The organism is Bacillus sp. FSL R10-2201 (assembly GCF_038008665.1).
In the GTDB taxonomy this organism is placed as follows: Bacteria; Bacillota; Bacilli; order Bacillales; family Bacillaceae_G; genus Bacillus_A; species Bacillus_A mycoides.
Genome location: NZ_JBBOZP010000001.1, coordinates 3,117,650 through 3,133,718, shown reverse-complemented (window position 1 = coordinate 3,133,718; position 16,069 = coordinate 3,117,650). Strand labels below are relative to the sequence as shown.

Below are 16,069 nucleotides of genomic sequence, written 5' to 3'. Positions count from 1 at the left end.
TTATATAAGCTGAAGGGTGATAAAAATGAGACATAGAAATCTTTTTATGCTGGCAATGAATACGTAAAAACAAAAACATTCACTTATAACGGTTAATAGGAGGAATTATCATGAAAAAATTAGCTACAATTGCATTAACAGTAGCTTTAGCTTTAGGCGGTTTGACGGTTATGAACATTAACACACCTGAAGCACAAGCAAGTGAAGATTGTCATTACATCTGTGGTCCTAGCGAAACGGTGAATGGTGTTACAGTTCAAGTTCACGCTACGGAATACACTTTTGGTGGAAACGTAATTGCAAGAATTACAAATAACCGAGCTGAGGACATTCATTATAATGTCAGCATCGAAAAGAAATATGGAGACAACTGGGGAGAATATGATACTTTCTTCCATTGGCAAAATCAATGGGTTCCAGCTGGAGCAAATGATGAAATTTCAACTTTCACAGGATATGGAGAAAACATTTACGACAATGGAACATACCGTTATAAAGTTGAAATTGTAAGTGCTGACGGTTCTGTAGATACAATTTACACAGCAGCAATGACGGTAACAGGGCGATAGCTCATGACTGAGCTTCATTATTTATGATTGTATTATCAATAATATCATTGATAATTGCGTTGATATTATTATTAAAATAAGCTCTTCGGAGCTTATTTTTTTATATAAAAATTGAATATTAATATTCTATTATTGAGTTTTATCCTCTGTTCATAAACATAAGATTTTCTGGACAGATGTCTCTTAACGGACAGAAAACGCTTAAAATATGTCCGGATTGTGTCTAAACGTACAATTTTCCCGAAATGGTATGGTGAGACCACATCCATCAACTTAAGAAAAGTAAACACCCCAAAAACAAAAAAATGAGCTAACTTCTCAAAAAAACTAACTGTAGAGAAAGAAAATTTTCATTTAGGGGGTACTTCAAAACCTTAGCTTGATGGGCTTTTTTCTTTTTTCTAAAGATCCAGTGTAAGTTCTTTAAATATTTTCATACCAGATAAACCCTATTGGGTTTTAATTTTTTGGATTACGCTACATGCTTGTGAGGCATAGAAAGGTTATATACGACGCCTAAGATATCAAAGACGGTTTCTTCTCATACCTATGGGATTTTCGTCCGTTTTTCTGTAAGAGATCAAACAGACGAAACAATATCTTTGTTAATTCTTTGGTGTCTTTTTGTAGAGATTCATAAATAAGTAGAAAATAATCTTTTATGATATAAATCGTTTTATATTCGCTTAATTCTCGTTTTCTCTTGATGAGAATTAATTGGCAGATTTGAGACACAGAAGCTATTTTGAACGTAAGGGATTTGTAAGGAATAGGTAAGGAAAAAGAGATTTTCATTGTGTATGATGAAAATATAAAGAAGCATGAAAGGAGGAACAGATATAACTTATATATGAAAAACAAACCAGTTAATAAGAGCGTTTCATGGAAAAGAAATAAATTCTGAGGTTAACATACATGCAAAAAGAGGGATTTACCGTTTATTAGGACAGAATGGAGCTTGTAAAAATAATCATTATGAAGATGATTACGAATTCAATGTTGACTTTTTGTCATCGGTAGAGATGATAGCTGTGTGGTGAGTATGAAATATCAAGCAACCACCTATACAATATGAATAGAGGAGAGGAATGCCTTATGAAAACACGTAGTCAAATTACATTTGCAAGTCTGGCTCTTTTAATAGCTGGAAGTTCCCTGTTATATACAACGCCAGCCTCAATTGTAAAAGCAGAGCCCACTCAAAATGTATCTAGTTCGTTACAAACAAGCACTCAACGAGATCGTACTTCCGTCAAGCAAGCAATGCGGGATACATTGCAACTTGGATACCCGGGGATACTTGCTAAAACTTCTGAGGGTGGAAAAACGTGGAGTTATGCCGCTGGGATAGCGGATCTGAGAACCAAGAAACCAATGAAAACAGATTTTCGCTTTCGCATTGGCAGTGTGACGAAGACGTTCACAGCAACGGTTGTACTTCAATTAGTCGGAGAGAACCGCTTGAATCTAGACGACTACATCGAAAAATGGTTGCCTGGTGTCATTCAAGGAAACGGATATGATGGTAACCAGATTACTATCCGGCAGATATTGAACCATACAAGTGGTATCGCTGAATACTCAAGGTCAAAAGACGCTGACTTTACGGATACAAAAAAATCGTATACGGCTGAAGAGTTAGTGAAGATGGGGATTTCTCTGCCCCCAGACTTTGCCCCAGGAAAGGGCTGGTCTTATTCAAACACAGGATATGTATTACTAGGTATTCTTATTGAAAAAGTAACCGGAAACAGCTATGCGGAAGAGATTGAAAATCGGATTATTGAACCGCTTGAATTGTCGAATACATTCCTACCTGGCAATTCAAGCGTTATTCCAGGCACCAAGCATGCCCGTGGATATGTCCAACCAGACGGAGTAAGTGAGCTAAAAGACGTTACTTATTATAACCCAAGTGCAGGTAGCTCAGCTGGAGATATGATTTCTACTGCTGACGACTTAAATAAATTCTTCTCTTACTTGCTCGGGGGTAAATTACTGAAAGAACAGCAACTAAAACAAATGCTTACTACAGTTCCTACAGGAAAAGAAGGAATCGATGGATATGGTCTTGGAATCTATGAAACTAAGCTTCCAAACGATGTCTCGATATGGGGACACACAGGTGGCATTCTAGGGTTTACTACTCTTGTTGGAGGTAAACTTGGAGGCAAGCATACGTTGGTCGTCAATTGGAATAGTTTGGGTAGAGCTGACAGTCCTAATCCTTTTAAAAATATTTTACTTGCTGAATTTGGTAAGTAGGTAAAAAGGAAAAACGGATAAATTTTGTCATATTTTTTATAGTTAAACAAATAAGTGATGAATTCGATTACTTATCTAAGGAGGCAATTCTCTCATGAAAAATAAACTATCTGGGGTGTTAGCCGCTACATTAGCGCTAACGATGATCCTACCAACAGGGGCGATAGCATCTTCAAGCAGTAAGACTCCGGTTGTAGCTAACCAAGAAGTTGCTAACCAAGAACTGGGGAAGATTGCGGCAGAGAAGGCTGCGCTACTCACGAAGTCCTATGGGACGACTAGCGTGCAGTATGCGCTAATTGATAATGGTAAACTTATTTTGTCGGGTCAGACAGGCAAGAACGATATGGAAGGAAAACAGCGGCTGAACAAAGATACTCTATATGGGATTGGTTCAGTCAGTAAAATGTATGCAACAGCGGCTGTAATGAAATTGGTCGACGAAGGAAAAGTCGATTTGGATGCTCCTGTTGTCCACTATGTTCCTGATTTCAAGATGAAAGACGAGCGGTACAAACGCATTACGCCACGTATGCTGTTAAACCACTCCTCCGGCTTGCAAGGTTCCACGTTAAGTAATGCATTTTTATTTAACGATAATGATACCTATGCCCATGATGTCTTGATGCGGCAATTGTCCAACCAAAGCTTGAAGGCGGATCCTGGCGCGTTCTCGGTATACTGCAACGACGGCTTTACGCTGGCCGAGATTTTGGTGGAAAGAGTCAGCGGTATGAGCTTTACCGAATTTATACATCAACGGTTTACAGAACCCTTACAGCTGAATCATACGAAAACGCCGCAGGACAAATGGGAAGACGATAAGCGGGCTGGACTCTATTTTCCGGCGTACCAAGGGAAGCTTCCCATTGAATCGGTGAATGTGATTGGTTCGGGAGGGATCTCTTCCACGGCAGAAGATATGGTACGATTCTCCCAATTATTTATGGGACAGGGAAAAGGGATCCTCTCTGATAAGGCAGTCAAGGCGATGGAGCAAGAGGAATATAAAAAAGGAATGTGGCCGGGGGATGGAGGTAATATTTTCAACTATGGTCTTGGCTGGGATAGTGTGAAACTATACCCATTCAGTGAATATGGGATAAAAAGCATGGCTAAGGGCGGCGATACAACACTGCAACATGCTATACTGGTCGTGCTTCCGGAACAGAAGATGGCAGTGGCTGTGTTGTCATCCGGCGGCCAAAGCTCTACAAATCAACTACTGGCAACTGAATTACTGCTCGCCGCGCTTAAAGAGAAGGGCACAATTAAGGACATCAAGCCAAACAAATCCTTTGGCAAGCCGGTCAAGGCCAAGATGCCTCAAGACGTGACGAAGAAAGCGGGCTTTTACGGCAATAGCGAAAGTCATTTCAAAATAGAAATTACGAAGAATGGAGAACTGTTCTTACCATCTAATCGAGAAGAAAAATATGTATATACTGCGAATGGAAGCTTTATTAATGAGAAGGGTACTTCCAAGCTCAACTTCGTCACTGAGAAGAATGGAAGCACTTATTTGAAGGTGAGCACATATAAATCGACGCCAGGCTTAGGGCAAAATGTGATGACTCACTATTTAGCCGAGAAACTAGAAGACAACGTGCTATCGAAGAAAACCGCTGCCGCATGGGCGAAGCGGGAAGGCGTCAAGTTCTATCTCGTGAACGAGAAATTTAGTTCTATTGAATATCTCGTTCAACCGAAACTTATTACCACACAAATTACTCGCAAGGAAGGCCTGGAGGGCTATTGGGACGGCAGAAAAATTACAGGTCCGAACACCGCGGCGCATCAGCTCCAGATCCCCGTGATGAATGGCCGTGATACGACGGAAACTCATTTCTATACAGAAGGCGGCAGTGAATATATGGAGATGGCCGGATTGTTATATGTAAGTGGATCCAACGTAAAACCGCTTGATGCAGGCCAATCATCCAAAGTTACGCTACAAGCAAATGGGCATGCGAAATGGTTTACGATCCCACAAGCGACAGCAGGGAAAACGATGAGCGTGACGTTGTCATCGAAGAGTTCATTCGCGGTGTATGATGAGAAGGGAGTATGCGTCAATTTTACCGTTGTGAGCGGCAATAACAAAGTAAAATTGCCGAAAAACGGATCGGTTGTATTTGCTGGCGCGCCGAACTCGGAATTTGCAATCACGTTGAACTAGCTACAATTCAAGATGGACTTCAACAAAACCAGTACGACACAGAAAAGGTGTTTTGCTGGTTTTGTTTGTATTTACGCATTATCTTTACGAAGAGGCTTTCCACGAATAATATCACGCTCAAACTCTGCAAGAACAGCTATCATACCAACTTTTTAGCTGTTAAGAAACTTTGCAACAGAACCAGACATGTACTCCTTCATCACTAAAAACAGCCAGTTTTGATTTTAAATTTTTTTATTTATTGACTATGAAGTAACCACATAGTTTATAGTATGAACATTATTCCTTATAGGAGGCAATATAATTAGATGGATAGCTATAAGTTAACTAAAAGTGATGTAATTAAGATTTTTAATACTACGAAAGAAACACTTCGATTCTATGAAGAAAAAGGATTAGTTCAGCCAAAGGTAGGTAAAAATAACTATAGATTGTATGGAAATGAAGACCTACAAAGAATTAGCCAAATCTTCTTTTGTAAAGATATGGGTTTTTCAATTGAAGAAATTGATTTAGTAATAAATAAGAGAAATATAATAAACAATATGAATACCAGGATTTAGTACTTTTGCTGGAGGTATACTTGGAGGTAAGCATACGTTGGCCGTCAGTTTGAACAGTTTGGGTAGAGCTGACAGTCCTAATCCTTTTAAAAATATTTTACTTGCTGAATTTGGTAAGTAGGTAAAAAGGAAAAACGGATAAATTTTGAGGTTTTTGGAACTTTGACGGTAATCCAGCGCTATTAAGCTAATAAAATAAAATCCTCCCTAAAATAAAAAAATACGCTATTCTTTCTGTAGAATCATAGGAAAGGATGGCGTGTTTTCATTTTGAGCAAGATTTTGCTTTTCCAGCCTGAGAGAAATGTGGTGGGAACATATACAGAATGAATTTAAAATATAATGGGGAGGGAATTTATGAATATAATAAAAGATTGTAATTTTTATCTGGTTAAAGTTATCTCAAATGAAGAAATAGGACCCAATCATGAGTCCTATTTCTTCATTTGCAGGTATTGGTGGTTATATACTATGATTCTGTGTCTCTGTATTTATCAATAAACTTTTAGACATAACAGTTCTGCAATGTCACCTTATCCTTAAAAACCTTCAATTAATCCTTTTTTAATCCCTTTTACGACTGCTCCAACTCTTGAATCTACACCCAGTTTTCTAATAATTGAAGAAATGTGATATTCTACAGTTCTTTTACTGATTGAAAGGTCCGTACTAATCTCATAATTTGTTTTATCTTTTGAGATTAAGAGTAATATTCTTTGTTCAGCAGAAGTTAGTGCTTCAATATTATTTCCCATAATCTGATTCTTAGAAAATAGTATATATCCCATGTGACTTTGACGAATTGCGTTAGCTAGGTCAAATGCTGATCTTTCTTTCGTAATGTATGCACTTGCTCCAGCTTCAAAGGCCGCATTATAATATTCTTCATGATCATATCCTGATAGAATTACAACCTTTACATCCGGAAATTTTGACAATAAATCTTTTGTAAGTTCAATACCATTATACTGCTTCATCCTGATGTCTGTAACAATTACATCAGGACGGGTATCTTCCACAGTTTTAATTAATATGGAAGGATCGTGAACGGTATTAATCACCTCAATATCTTCCTCAGATTCTAGTAGTCTTTGGATGCCTAGCATAACCAACAAATGGTCATCCACTAGTAGTGTATGTATACTCATTATTTTCCTCCCAATTTACTGGTATGGTAAATGTGACTAATGTTCCATGTTCTTTTTCAGAAGATATTCTCAAATTTCCGTTCAACTCGGAAATTTGACGCTGGATGGTCATTAGACCAAGGTGGTTGCTTGTACTAAATTCAGAAAAACTGTTCGGAACACAAAAGCCTATGCCGTCATCTTCTACAGTACAAACATAGCAGCCTCTTTCTTCTATGATATGTATTTGAACATTATTCCCCTTGGAGTGCTTAATAGCATTATTCAGTAGCTCTTTTATAATACGATAAATCTGTATTTCGAGATTTTTCGAGAGAATTTTTAATTTGCAATTAAATTGTATATGAATGAGAATGCGATAATTTAATTCGAACTCGCGTTTTAGTGTGTGTAAACTTGCTTCTAAACCTAAATCTTCTACGATAATAGGGTGAAGATTATGACACATTTTTCTAATGCTATAGATAATATCTTCAAGTTGCTCATCCATTGAATTTAATATGTCTATAGAAAAGTTTCTTTTGGTCTGAAGCATTCTTATTTCGTTTAATTGCAAAATAAGAATTTGAAGAATTTCATCATGTAAGAAAATCGAAAGCCTTTTCCTTTCATTCTCTAGAGATTGAATAATCTGATAGTTAAATTGTTTCCAGTTTTGAGCTTTTACCTTTGCTTTTCGAATTTCTTTTTTATTACTATTGAGGGTATTAACACTTAATAGTAAATTTGCCGAGTTTATTACAACCTCTTCAAGTTCATTAATTTCTTGAGGTTTAAATAATGTATAATCATTTTTTTCACCAATAATAATAGCTCCCTGCATGCCTTGGTAAATGAGTATTGGAAAACAAATTAAGTGGTATTTTTCAAACTGAATATGAATAGGAGTAGTACCTTCCTTTAGTAAGTAATTCTGTTCAAGTTGATTCAATTGGTTAAACAGCTCAAATTTATCCATATCCTGAAAAATACCTGTCTCATATAATGAATGATAAATACTATTTGAATTCCATATTATGGAAACGCCGTTAATGTTAAACATCTGGTTAATAAGCTGTCCGACTAATTCTGCAAGTTCTTTAGCATGTTTTTCCTTCGAGAGTGTTTGAAAAAGCTCAATCTTATGTAAACCTGATTGTGCATCCTTTTTTATGTTTAAATACCTAAATAATGAGAGAATAAGTTTATATATATATACAGAGAGTACAACAGATAATACACTTAAGCCGCATAGTATAAATATTTCTTTTTGTGACAAATCTATGAATTGCTCAACCGAAAAATTTAAAAATAAGAAATTGAGCAAGTAAAAGAGTAAGTTTGTTAGCCATTTAGAAATTCTAATCTCAAATTCGATAACTTCTTGCTTTATTAATAAATAAGAAATAGTTAAAGGAAATATAATAATACTAGGTAAACAATATGTAAATGGAATTTTAGATTCCCCAAAAAGTAGACCGGGAATCAGATTAAGTAGAACAATAGGTAAAAAACTAAGAATAATACCAAAAATCAGAATATATAATTGACTTTTCACCTTAAGGTTATTTTCTCGTAAATGTAATGAAACAAGAAAAACACAGATGCTAATACTCAGAAATAGGTTAGTAATTAGTAAAACTTTAAATAAAAAGCTAAAATTATTGTTAGACATATATCCAAAACAACAATAAATTATATAAATAATTGTCAATCCTGTTGAAATTACAAATGATACAAGGTTGAATATTTTTACATATTTTGGTTTGGTAGATACAGGGAAATTAGAGAAAAAACTTATTAAGAGATAAGAAAGTATAAAAATACTACTCACCTCTATAGCTTTAAAAATATTTATATCATAGCTAGATAATAAGGATGTTAAAATAGCTATCCCAAAGACTGATGTTAGAGAAAAGAATTTTTTTGCTACAATAGATTGTCTTTTTTTTAAAAAGCTAATTAATCCTATAGTAAAAAAAATAAGACTAATAACGCTGATCATATAAAAATGACTAATTAATAAAGAGTTAACGCTTTCTTTAAAATTACTAGAGTGAAAATAGTAAGTATTTATTAAAAGTATTAATAAATATAAAATGCTTAAAGGTATACAGAACCAAATATTACGCATAGGAGTGACCTCTGCCCATAACCATCATTTGAAAATAAGTCATTTCGTCTTTAGAAAGAACAAAATGCATTTCTAAGAGTGCAAATGCTTTTCTATAATATAGTTGAGATAGGATACGACAATAGTGAAGTGCTCCAGATTGTTCTATGTAATCCCGGACTAATGCCCGAACTTCAGGTGACGAAGATATTTGTTCATCCGTTAAATTTTCAAAAAAATTATCCTGTGTTTTGCAACTATATTCATAAGCTTTTAAAAAAGGAAGATAAGCCTTTAAGTCCTGAAGGTCATTTTTATTATCTGTCATGGCATCATTAGCATCATTTCTTAGCTGACCAGCTATCCCTATATAAGATGTAATTTCTTTTAAAATTCTATTTTCAGGATTAATAGTTCGAAAGATAATTTCTGTGAGTAGACCGGATTTCTTTTCAATAAGTTTCATATATTCTTCTTCACTTAAAATTATTTTTTTATCTATTGAAAAACAAAATTGGATATCTTTCCATTCTCCACAACACGAATGTATCAATTGTTGGAGAAGATCTCGTGTTGCAGTATCTTTTGTCTTATAAGTTAAGTATATCAGTCCTTGCATAAGTAAATATTGAGAAACTAACAAAAAACGAGGATATTCGTTTTTAAAATATAATGGATCTAATACGTCTCCATCACACAAATCATCTATTATATCCGCTGATAAAAAGATAAATTCAACCCCCATTGCCTTATCTAATTCTCTTTTTGTTATTGGTTGTCGTTTGGTCAAAAAAGAAAGAGCTAGATATAGCTCTCCCCATGAGAAGCCAGAATATTCAGGATTTAAAACCTTTCCTTTATGAGAAAGACATTTCTGAATAAGTAGAAGTATTTCAGATTCATCACTTTGATTACGGTAGGAGATATGGTAATCAATATGATTGATTAAACAATCTTTAAACCCACTGATTTCCACCATCAATTTTCACCCGGAAATCCTTTGCATACTCATCTAATACAATTCGCTCTTCAACTGATAGTGTCTCCAATGAAGGACATAATTCATAAGTTTCAAAGGTAAGTTTGTTTTTTTTCATCTCCATTAAAAATTCCCATATTGCTTTATTCATAAAAATAACCCTCTTTCCAAATATTCTGTATTTTAGTTCTATATAAAAAAATACAATAAAAATGGGATATTTTCAATATAGTCCTTAAATTTTTAATACTTAATTTACATATATTTTTTTTATTATGCGTGAATTTACAATATAAACTTGCGGAATATACGGATTCTACTAGGATATTTATCTGATAAATTAGACACATAAGACATAACGTCTTAATAAAAATTTTAGGGGGAAAAGAAAATGATTAACGAAAAAAACCTTTTTGATTTGGATGTTCAAGTAACAACAGCTTCAGGTGATGTAGATCCACAAATTACAAGTATTTCAGCTTGTACGCCTGGTTGTGGAAACACAGGTTCATTCAATAGCTTCTGTTGCTAATTGCTACATAAGACATATTGTCTTAAAAAAACTTTAGGGGGAAAAGAAAATGATTAACGAAAAAAACCTTTTTGATTTGGATGTTCAAGTAACAACAGCTTCAGGTGATGTAGATCCACAAATTACAAGTATTTCAGCTTGTACGCCTGGTTGTGGAAACACAGGTTCATTCAATAGCTTCTGTTGCTAATTGCTACATAAGACATATTGTCTTAAAAAAACTTTAGGGGGAAAAGAAAATGATTAACGAAAAAAACCTTTTTGATTTGGATGTTCAAGTAACAACAGCTTCAGGTGATGTAGATCCACAAATTACAAGTATTTCAGCTTGTACGCCTGGTTGTGGAAACACAGGTTCATTCAATAGCTTCTGTTGCTAATTGCTACATAAGACATATTGTCTTAAAAAAACTTTAGGGGGAAAAGAAAATGATTAACGAAAAAAACCTTTTTGATTTGGATGTTCAAGTAACAACAGCTTCAGGTGATGTAGATCCACAAATTACAAGTATTTCAGCTTGTACGCCTGGCTGTGGAAACACAGGTTCATTCAATAGCTTCTGTTGCTAATTGAATGCCAAAAAAGAGGGAACACAGATGTGTCCCTCTTTTTCTCCTATTATAATATTTGATTAGAACAGAAGGGAAGATTCCAAATGATTACAGAAAAAAGGAAGACTATTCATACATCAAATAAAACCGCATGTAATAATATATTTGAACCTCTACCATTTTTTATGATTAGATCCCCGTTTTTACCATTTAACGCACTATATCAAATTAAGGATCAAGAATTATTGATTGAAAAATTAAGGGAATATGCAGAAATGGATTACATTAAGGAAGCCATTGCCATTGCAAGTCCTTCATTGCTTGAATCTCTTAAATATATACATGGTGATTTAAGTAATAGGAAAACACAACAAGTAATATCTTCTGTATTACGATATATGTTAAGAATGACAACACGCCCAACACCTTTTGGAGCTTTTTCCGGGGTAGCATCCGGAGAGTTTAAAGAAAAATCTTTACTTGAAATGAGCCATTTTGAACAATTTAAGAAAAGAACTCGGCCTGATATGGAATGGTTATTGGGAGTGGTTTCATCACTTGAAAAAAATCCTTGTATTCTCCAATTTTTAATGGTTAGTAAAAATCATGCTACTTATCGTGTCGGAAACCGCCTATATTTACCTTTTTCAACTGAATGTGGACAACTTCGTAAGAAAGATATGGAGAAAAAAGAAAATATTTCAATTACATATAGTGAAGTTGTTAAGAAAGTTTTAGATTTAGCTGAAACACATATTACAGTGAAAGAGCTTCTCCAAAAGTTGAATAATGACTATCCAGGCACAGATATAAAGGTAATGGAAAACTTTATTCTCCAGTTGGTAGAGCAAGAATACCTTATAACTGAGCTAAGACCGCCACTTACATATGACTCCCCATTTGATTATGTGATTGACAAGTTAAAAGTAAGAGTTGGTGAAGATCGAATATGGGAAGATTTACTGAAGGTAAAAGATTTAATACTTGTTTATGACCAATTACAGCTTGGAAAGGGGCTTTCTATATACAACGATCTTATCCTATTAATGAAGGGGATTTATGAAGTTTCAACGCCTCTTCAAGTAGATTTCGCTTTAAATATGCATGATTTAGCTATAGGAAAAAACGTAGCAAATGATGTTAGTAAAGCAGCTCAAGTGTTATGGAGCATAGCCGATAGCGGAGTTGGATTTCCTCATCTCCAAAAATATCATATTGAATTTTTAGAAAAATACGGAACAACTAGGGAAGTTCCATTGGTAGAACTTTTAAGTGAGGAATTAGGGCTTGGAGCACCCGCGACATATAAAAATCCAAAAGGAAATAGGGATGGAGAAAATTTTACGCCGCCTTTAGATGAAGAACGTAATGTCCAATTATCATATATGCTTATTGAAGCTATTCATAATCAGCAAAAAGAAATTGAAATTACTGATGAAATAATTAGCAGAATTGGAATAGAAAAAGATACTCGATACGCTCCAGATTCATTTGAAGTATATGGAGAATTGTATGCTACTTCGCAAGAGGAATTAGACAATGGAAAGTATAATTTATGCCTAAGCCCAAATCCAGGATCTCATGCAGCAGGAAGCACATTTGGTCGATTTTTAGATATCTTACATCCAAATGTTAGACGTGAAATTCAGCAACAAGAAGCGGAGATTGACCATCAATTTAATAATGATATCGTTATGGTAGAGGGAAGTTTTCTTCCGGCAACTGGCCGTTCAGCGAATGTGGCAATTGGAAAAACTACAAGAGAAGTAACTGTAACTCTTGGAACAAATGGAGATGAAGATACTTTGCAAATTCCAATTGATGATATTGTCGTTGGAGCATCATTAGAAAACTTTTATCTGAAATCTAAAAAATTTGGGAAAAGAATTAAAGTGGTAGCTGGTAATGTACTAAATTACCAAAGTGGCCCTAATATTTATCGCTTTATGAGAGAAGTTTCCCTAAATGATTTAGACCACTGGAGAACATTCAATTGGGGTAATATGACATCTTCACCTTATTATCCAAGGATTCGTTACAAAAATATCATTCTGTCTCCTGCAATTTGGAAGTTAAATAGAGAAACTATTGGTATGAAAAATAAACCTAAAAGTGATGATGAATTTTTAATCCTATTTGAAAAATGGAGAGTGAAATGGGCTGTTCCACGCTATGTATTTATGACGTATAGTGACAATAGGATTTTAATTGATCTTGAAAATATTCTTCATCTTCGAGAATTAAAGAATGAACTTTTTAAGCAGGGTAGATTACAGTTGAGAGAATCATTACATGACATCAATAAAAATTGCCTTAGCAGCCCGCTGGGTAGTCATGCAATGGAAGTTGTATTTCCGTTGAAAAAAATGAACGATGTCGCTAAAAGGAAGAGTTTAGGAGCTGTTGAAGACGGAAAAAAAGAGATGGTTAGTGAGAAAATGATTTATCGTTTGCCCGGAAGTGAATGGCTATATGTTAAGCTCTATGTTCCACAAGCAAGAGAGAATGAATTTATTTCAAAATATATGACATCATTTGCTAATAATATTGTACAAAATGGTTTAGCTCAATCATGGTTCTTCATGCGATATCGTGATCCAGATGCTCATATTCGTTTGCGATTTTATGGAGATCCCAAGAAGTTGAATGCATCTGTTCTTACTCATTTAAGGGATTGGGCAAATAATTTAATGAACTCTGGATTTATTCATAAAATGACGATTGATACGTATGAACGAGAAATAGAGCGATATGGTGGTCCGTATCTGATAGAATTGGCCGAGAATTTCTTCCATTACGATAGTAGGTCAGTAACAATGCTTCTTAATGTGATCGGACAACAAGCTGAACTGCCAGTACATGCACTGGCATCCTTAAACATAATTGAGATTATGGAGAATTTTGGTTTAACTTATGAACAACAATTGGAAACTATTGAAAGAAATACAGATAAATATGAATTCATGGATGAATTTAGACCAATGAGAAAATTATTAAATAACATTGGAAATCCTGAAGGTGATTGGAATAATTTACGTAATTACAATTCATCAATTGGACTAGAGATTTATAAAAGTCTATTAGTTCGGAGAGAATCATTAAAAGAATATTTTTCCAGTATTCAAAAATATAAAAATGAAGACAAGCTCTGGAATAAACAACAAACAATTATGGGAGCAATTATTCATATGCATTGTAATCGACTATTGGGAGCTAATCGGGAACTAGAAAAAAAAGCACTTGCCTTTACGCGGCATATCTTATCAAGCCAGCGATATTGGAGGAATCAGAATGAAACAGATACTCAATCACACACCTGAAGATGAGAAACTATCATTTTCAAATATTTTAAAGTCTTTTCATTATTGGCCTGGTTTATTTAAACTTTTATGGGAAACGCACAGAGGATATTTCTTCTGTGTGCTTACCTTAAATTTTGTAAATGGATTATTACCTGCAGCATTGATTTTGACAATCCAATACCTTGTTAATACAGTACAAAACATCTACCAGAATGGGTACAAGGATGATTATTTTACTCATGTTTTACCGTTTTTTATAGCCTTTGCACTAGTTACAATTTTAACGGGTGTTACAGGATCAGTTTTGGAAACATATAAACAGCTTTACCGAAATCTTCTTTCTAATAAAATCAATGTAAAATTAATAGAAAAAGCAAAAAGATTACCTTATTCCAGTTTCGAGAACCCAGAAATTTACAACAAACTTCAAAGGGCGCGCCAAGATTCCACATATAAACCATTTGCTATTTTTGAAGAACTTATGGGGATTATAAAAAGTGGAATAACTGTGATTTCTATTTCTGGTATCTTAATGATTTGGAACTGGCAGTTTACCCTAATTTTAATTCTATTACCACTAATCTCTTCCTGGTCAATCATGAAAATTGGAAAAGAAATTTTTTTAATTAGTCATAAGCGTGCCGAAGAAACAAGAAAACAATTTTACTACTACTATTTGCTAACGACAGACATCACAGTAAAAGAAGTGAAATTATTTGGATTGGGCAATTTACTTCTAAAAAATTATTCAAATATGTTCAATCGATTTTATCTGCAAGATAGACGTCTGCTTTTAAAAAAAATGAGGATTGACCTGTTTTTTCAATTAATCAGCGTGGCTTTTGTAATGTTTGTGCAGTTTATGGTGGTTATGGATGCTGTAACAGGGATTATTGCTATTGGAAGTCTTATCGCTTATTTTCAAGCTGTAAATACTACACAAAAAACATCTAATGAATTAATGTATATGATTTTTAATATGCACCAAAACAATCTTTATATGACTCAACTATTCTCATTTTTGGACGTTCCTGAAGAAAGGGATGTTTCAAATAATGGAGACAATACTTATTTAGATAGCATCTCTTTTGAGGAAAAAGGTATTCGATTTATAAATGTCTCTTTTAAGTATCCTGGTCAAAAAGAGTATACATTAAAAAAAGTGAATTTTCACATAAAACCAGGTGAAACATTGGCTCTTGTCGGATCTAATGGTTCGGGTAAATCTACGATTGTAAAGTTAATTACAAAACTTTATACGGACTTTGAAGGGATTATTCTATTAGATGGAAAACCCATTCATCAATACAGTACAAACGAATGGCAGGATAAGATTAGTGCTATTTTCCAAGACTTTGTTAGATATGAACTAGATGTTAAAGATAATATTGGCTATGGTGACTATAAAAAAGCCGATCAAGTAATGGCTATACAAGCTGCTGCTAAAAAATCTGGAGCATTAAAGATGATTAATAGTTTGCCTAACCAAATGGATACACAACTTGGGAAAACTTTTGCGAACGGAATTCAGTTATCTGGAGGGCAATGGCAAAGAATCGCCATTTCAAGAGCATACATGAGGGATGCGAGCCTATATATTCTAGATGAACCTACTGCCGCATTAGATCCAGAAGCAGAAGAAGAGGTTTTTAGAGATTTTAAAGAAATTACAAAGAATTGTATGGGGCTCTTTATATCCCATCGGTATTCAACTGTAAGGCATGCTACAAAAATTATGGTCCTCGATAAAGGTAGAGTCGTGGAACTAGGTACTCATAATGAACTATTAAAGATAAAAGGAATATACGCAAGACTATTTGAGTTACAAGCTAAAAATTTTATAGATTATTCCAAAATTCAAGTGAATGTTTAATTAGAGAGGAGAAAA

Annotated in this window: 14 protein-coding genes and 2 pseudogenes; 11 read left to right on the top strand and 5 right to left on the bottom strand. The window is 34.4% G+C overall.

Annotated features, from left to right (window positions below):
- Window positions 1-110: 110 nt before the first annotated feature.
- Window positions 111-569: a hypothetical protein gene (locus NSQ69_RS16175; RefSeq protein WP_002084479.1), complete on the top strand. Its 459-nt coding sequence runs from the start codon at window positions 111-113 to the stop codon at window positions 567-569.
- Window positions 570-1,041: 472 nt separating this feature from the next.
- Here NSQ69_RS16175 and NSQ69_RS16170 read toward each other — a convergent pair.
- Window positions 1,042-1,298, bottom strand: a pseudogene (locus tag NSQ69_RS16170) (IS4 family transposase); the annotation flags it as partial.
- Window positions 1,299-1,664: 366 nt separating this feature from the next.
- On the opposite strand from NSQ69_RS16170, the gene NSQ69_RS16160 reads away from it, so the two are divergent.
- From NSQ69_RS16160 to NSQ69_RS27800, 4 genes and pseudogenes are all read left to right on the top strand, one after another.
- Window positions 1,665-2,834: a serine hydrolase domain-containing protein gene (locus tag NSQ69_RS16160; RefSeq protein ID WP_087962841.1), complete on the top strand. Its 1,170-nt coding sequence runs from the start codon at window positions 1,665-1,667 to the stop codon at window positions 2,832-2,834.
- A gap of 94 nt (window positions 2,835-2,928) precedes the next feature.
- Window positions 2,929-5,013: a serine hydrolase domain-containing protein gene (locus tag NSQ69_RS16155; RefSeq protein WP_197236390.1), complete on the top strand. Its 2,085-nt coding sequence runs from the start codon at window positions 2,929-2,931 to the stop codon at window positions 5,011-5,013.
- A gap of 308 nt (window positions 5,014-5,321) precedes the next feature.
- On the top strand, window positions 5,322-5,576 hold the full coding sequence (locus NSQ69_RS16150; RefSeq protein ID WP_050001032.1) for a MerR family transcriptional regulator: 255 nt from the start codon (window positions 5,322-5,324) through the stop codon (window positions 5,574-5,576).
- A pseudogene (locus NSQ69_RS27800) lies at window positions 5,563-5,697 on the top strand (serine hydrolase domain-containing protein); the annotation flags it as partial. The gene NSQ69_RS16150 and the pseudogene NSQ69_RS27800, both read left to right, overlap by 14 nt.
- Before the next feature lie 418 nt (window positions 5,698-6,115).
- Here NSQ69_RS27800 and NSQ69_RS16145 read toward each other — a convergent pair.
- The 4 genes from NSQ69_RS16145 to NSQ69_RS16130 are packed head-to-tail and all read right to left on the bottom strand — an operon-like array spanning window position 6,116 to window position 9,946.
- Window positions 6,116-6,724: a response regulator transcription factor gene (locus tag NSQ69_RS16145; RefSeq protein ID WP_002128205.1), complete on the bottom strand. Its 609-nt coding sequence runs from the start codon at window positions 6,722-6,724 to the stop codon at window positions 6,116-6,118.
- Window positions 6,696-8,837: a sensor histidine kinase gene (locus NSQ69_RS16140; RefSeq protein WP_341099497.1), complete on the bottom strand. Its 2,142-nt coding sequence runs from the start codon at window positions 8,835-8,837 to the stop codon at window positions 6,696-6,698. Before NSQ69_RS16140 ends, NSQ69_RS16145 begins: the two co-directional genes overlap by 29 nt.
- Window positions 8,830-9,798 (bottom strand): polyprenyl synthetase family protein, encoded by a 969-nt coding sequence (locus NSQ69_RS16135; protein WP_002128202.1) that lies wholly within the window; start codon window positions 9,796-9,798, stop codon window positions 8,830-8,832. Before NSQ69_RS16135 ends, NSQ69_RS16140 begins: the two co-directional genes overlap by 8 nt.
- Entirely contained in the window at window positions 9,773-9,946 is a 174-nt protein-coding gene (locus tag NSQ69_RS16130; protein ID WP_001030236.1) for a hypothetical protein, read from the bottom strand. Before NSQ69_RS16130 ends, NSQ69_RS16135 begins: the two co-directional genes overlap by 26 nt.
- 240 nt (window positions 9,947-10,186) lie before the next feature.
- On the opposite strand from NSQ69_RS16130, the gene NSQ69_RS16125 reads away from it, so the two are divergent.
- The 6 genes from NSQ69_RS16125 (at window position 10,187) to NSQ69_RS16100 (ending at window position 16,054) form a co-directional block, all read left to right on the top strand.
- Window positions 10,187-10,327: a gallidermin/nisin family lantibiotic gene (locus tag NSQ69_RS16125; protein ID WP_000606628.1), complete on the top strand. Its 141-nt coding sequence runs from the start codon at window positions 10,187-10,189 to the stop codon at window positions 10,325-10,327.
- Between the two features lie 49 nt (window positions 10,328-10,376).
- A complete protein-coding gene (locus tag NSQ69_RS16120) occupies window positions 10,377-10,517 on the top strand; it encodes a gallidermin/nisin family lantibiotic (RefSeq protein WP_000606628.1) in 141 nt (46 codons plus the stop codon).
- Window positions 10,518-10,566: 49 nt separating this feature from the next.
- Entirely contained in the window at window positions 10,567-10,707 is a 141-nt protein-coding gene (locus NSQ69_RS16115) for a gallidermin/nisin family lantibiotic (protein ID WP_000606628.1), read from the top strand.
- Window positions 10,708-10,756: 49 nt separating this feature from the next.
- A complete protein-coding gene (locus NSQ69_RS16110; protein ID WP_000606628.1) occupies window positions 10,757-10,897 on the top strand; it encodes a gallidermin/nisin family lantibiotic in 141 nt (46 codons plus the stop codon).
- A gap of 86 nt (window positions 10,898-10,983) precedes the next feature.
- A complete protein-coding gene (locus NSQ69_RS16105; RefSeq protein ID WP_341099496.1) occupies window positions 10,984-14,199 on the top strand; it encodes a lantibiotic dehydratase in 3,216 nt (1,071 codons plus the stop codon).
- Window positions 14,171-16,054 (top strand): ABC transporter ATP-binding protein, encoded by a 1,884-nt coding sequence (locus tag NSQ69_RS16100; protein WP_002128199.1) that lies wholly within the window; start codon window positions 14,171-14,173, stop codon window positions 16,052-16,054. The genes NSQ69_RS16105 and NSQ69_RS16100 overlap by 29 nt, the downstream gene beginning before the upstream one ends.
- The last annotated feature ends 15 nt before the right edge of the window (window positions 16,055-16,069 follow it).

Excerpts from the sequence above, each read along its gene's own strand:
- NSQ69_RS16175 (WP_002084479.1), top strand. The coding sequence starts at position 111 with ATGAAAAAATTAGCTACAATTGCATTAACAGTAGCTTTAGCTTTAGGC.
- NSQ69_RS16160 (WP_087962841.1), top strand. The coding sequence starts at position 1,665 with ATGAAAACACGTAGTCAAATTACATTTGCAAGTCTGGCTCTTTTAATA.
- NSQ69_RS16155 (WP_197236390.1), top strand. The coding sequence starts at position 2,929 with ATGAAAAATAAACTATCTGGGGTGTTAGCCGCTACATTAGCGCTAACG.
- NSQ69_RS16150 (WP_050001032.1), top strand. The coding sequence starts at position 5,322 with ATGGATAGCTATAAGTTAACTAAAAGTGATGTAATTAAGATTTTTAAT.
- NSQ69_RS16145 (WP_002128205.1), bottom strand. The coding sequence starts at position 6,724 with ATGAGTATACATACACTACTAGTGGATGACCATTTGTTGGTTATGCTA.
- NSQ69_RS16140 (WP_341099497.1), bottom strand. The coding sequence starts at position 8,837 with ATGCGTAATATTTGGTTCTGTATACCTTTAAGCATTTTATATTTATTA.
- NSQ69_RS16130 (WP_001030236.1), bottom strand. The coding sequence starts at position 9,946 with ATGAATAAAGCAATATGGGAATTTTTAATGGAGATGAAAAAAAACAAA.
- NSQ69_RS16125 (WP_000606628.1), top strand. The coding sequence starts at position 10,187 with ATGATTAACGAAAAAAACCTTTTTGATTTGGATGTTCAAGTAACAACA.
- NSQ69_RS16120 (WP_000606628.1), top strand. The coding sequence starts at position 10,377 with ATGATTAACGAAAAAAACCTTTTTGATTTGGATGTTCAAGTAACAACA.
- NSQ69_RS16115 (WP_000606628.1), top strand. The coding sequence starts at position 10,567 with ATGATTAACGAAAAAAACCTTTTTGATTTGGATGTTCAAGTAACAACA.
- NSQ69_RS16110 (WP_000606628.1), top strand. The coding sequence starts at position 10,757 with ATGATTAACGAAAAAAACCTTTTTGATTTGGATGTTCAAGTAACAACA.
- NSQ69_RS16105 (WP_341099496.1), top strand. The coding sequence starts at position 10,984 with ATGATTACAGAAAAAAGGAAGACTATTCATACATCAAATAAAACCGCA.
- NSQ69_RS16100 (WP_002128199.1), top strand. The coding sequence starts at position 14,171 with ATGAAACAGATACTCAATCACACACCTGAAGATGAGAAACTATCATTT.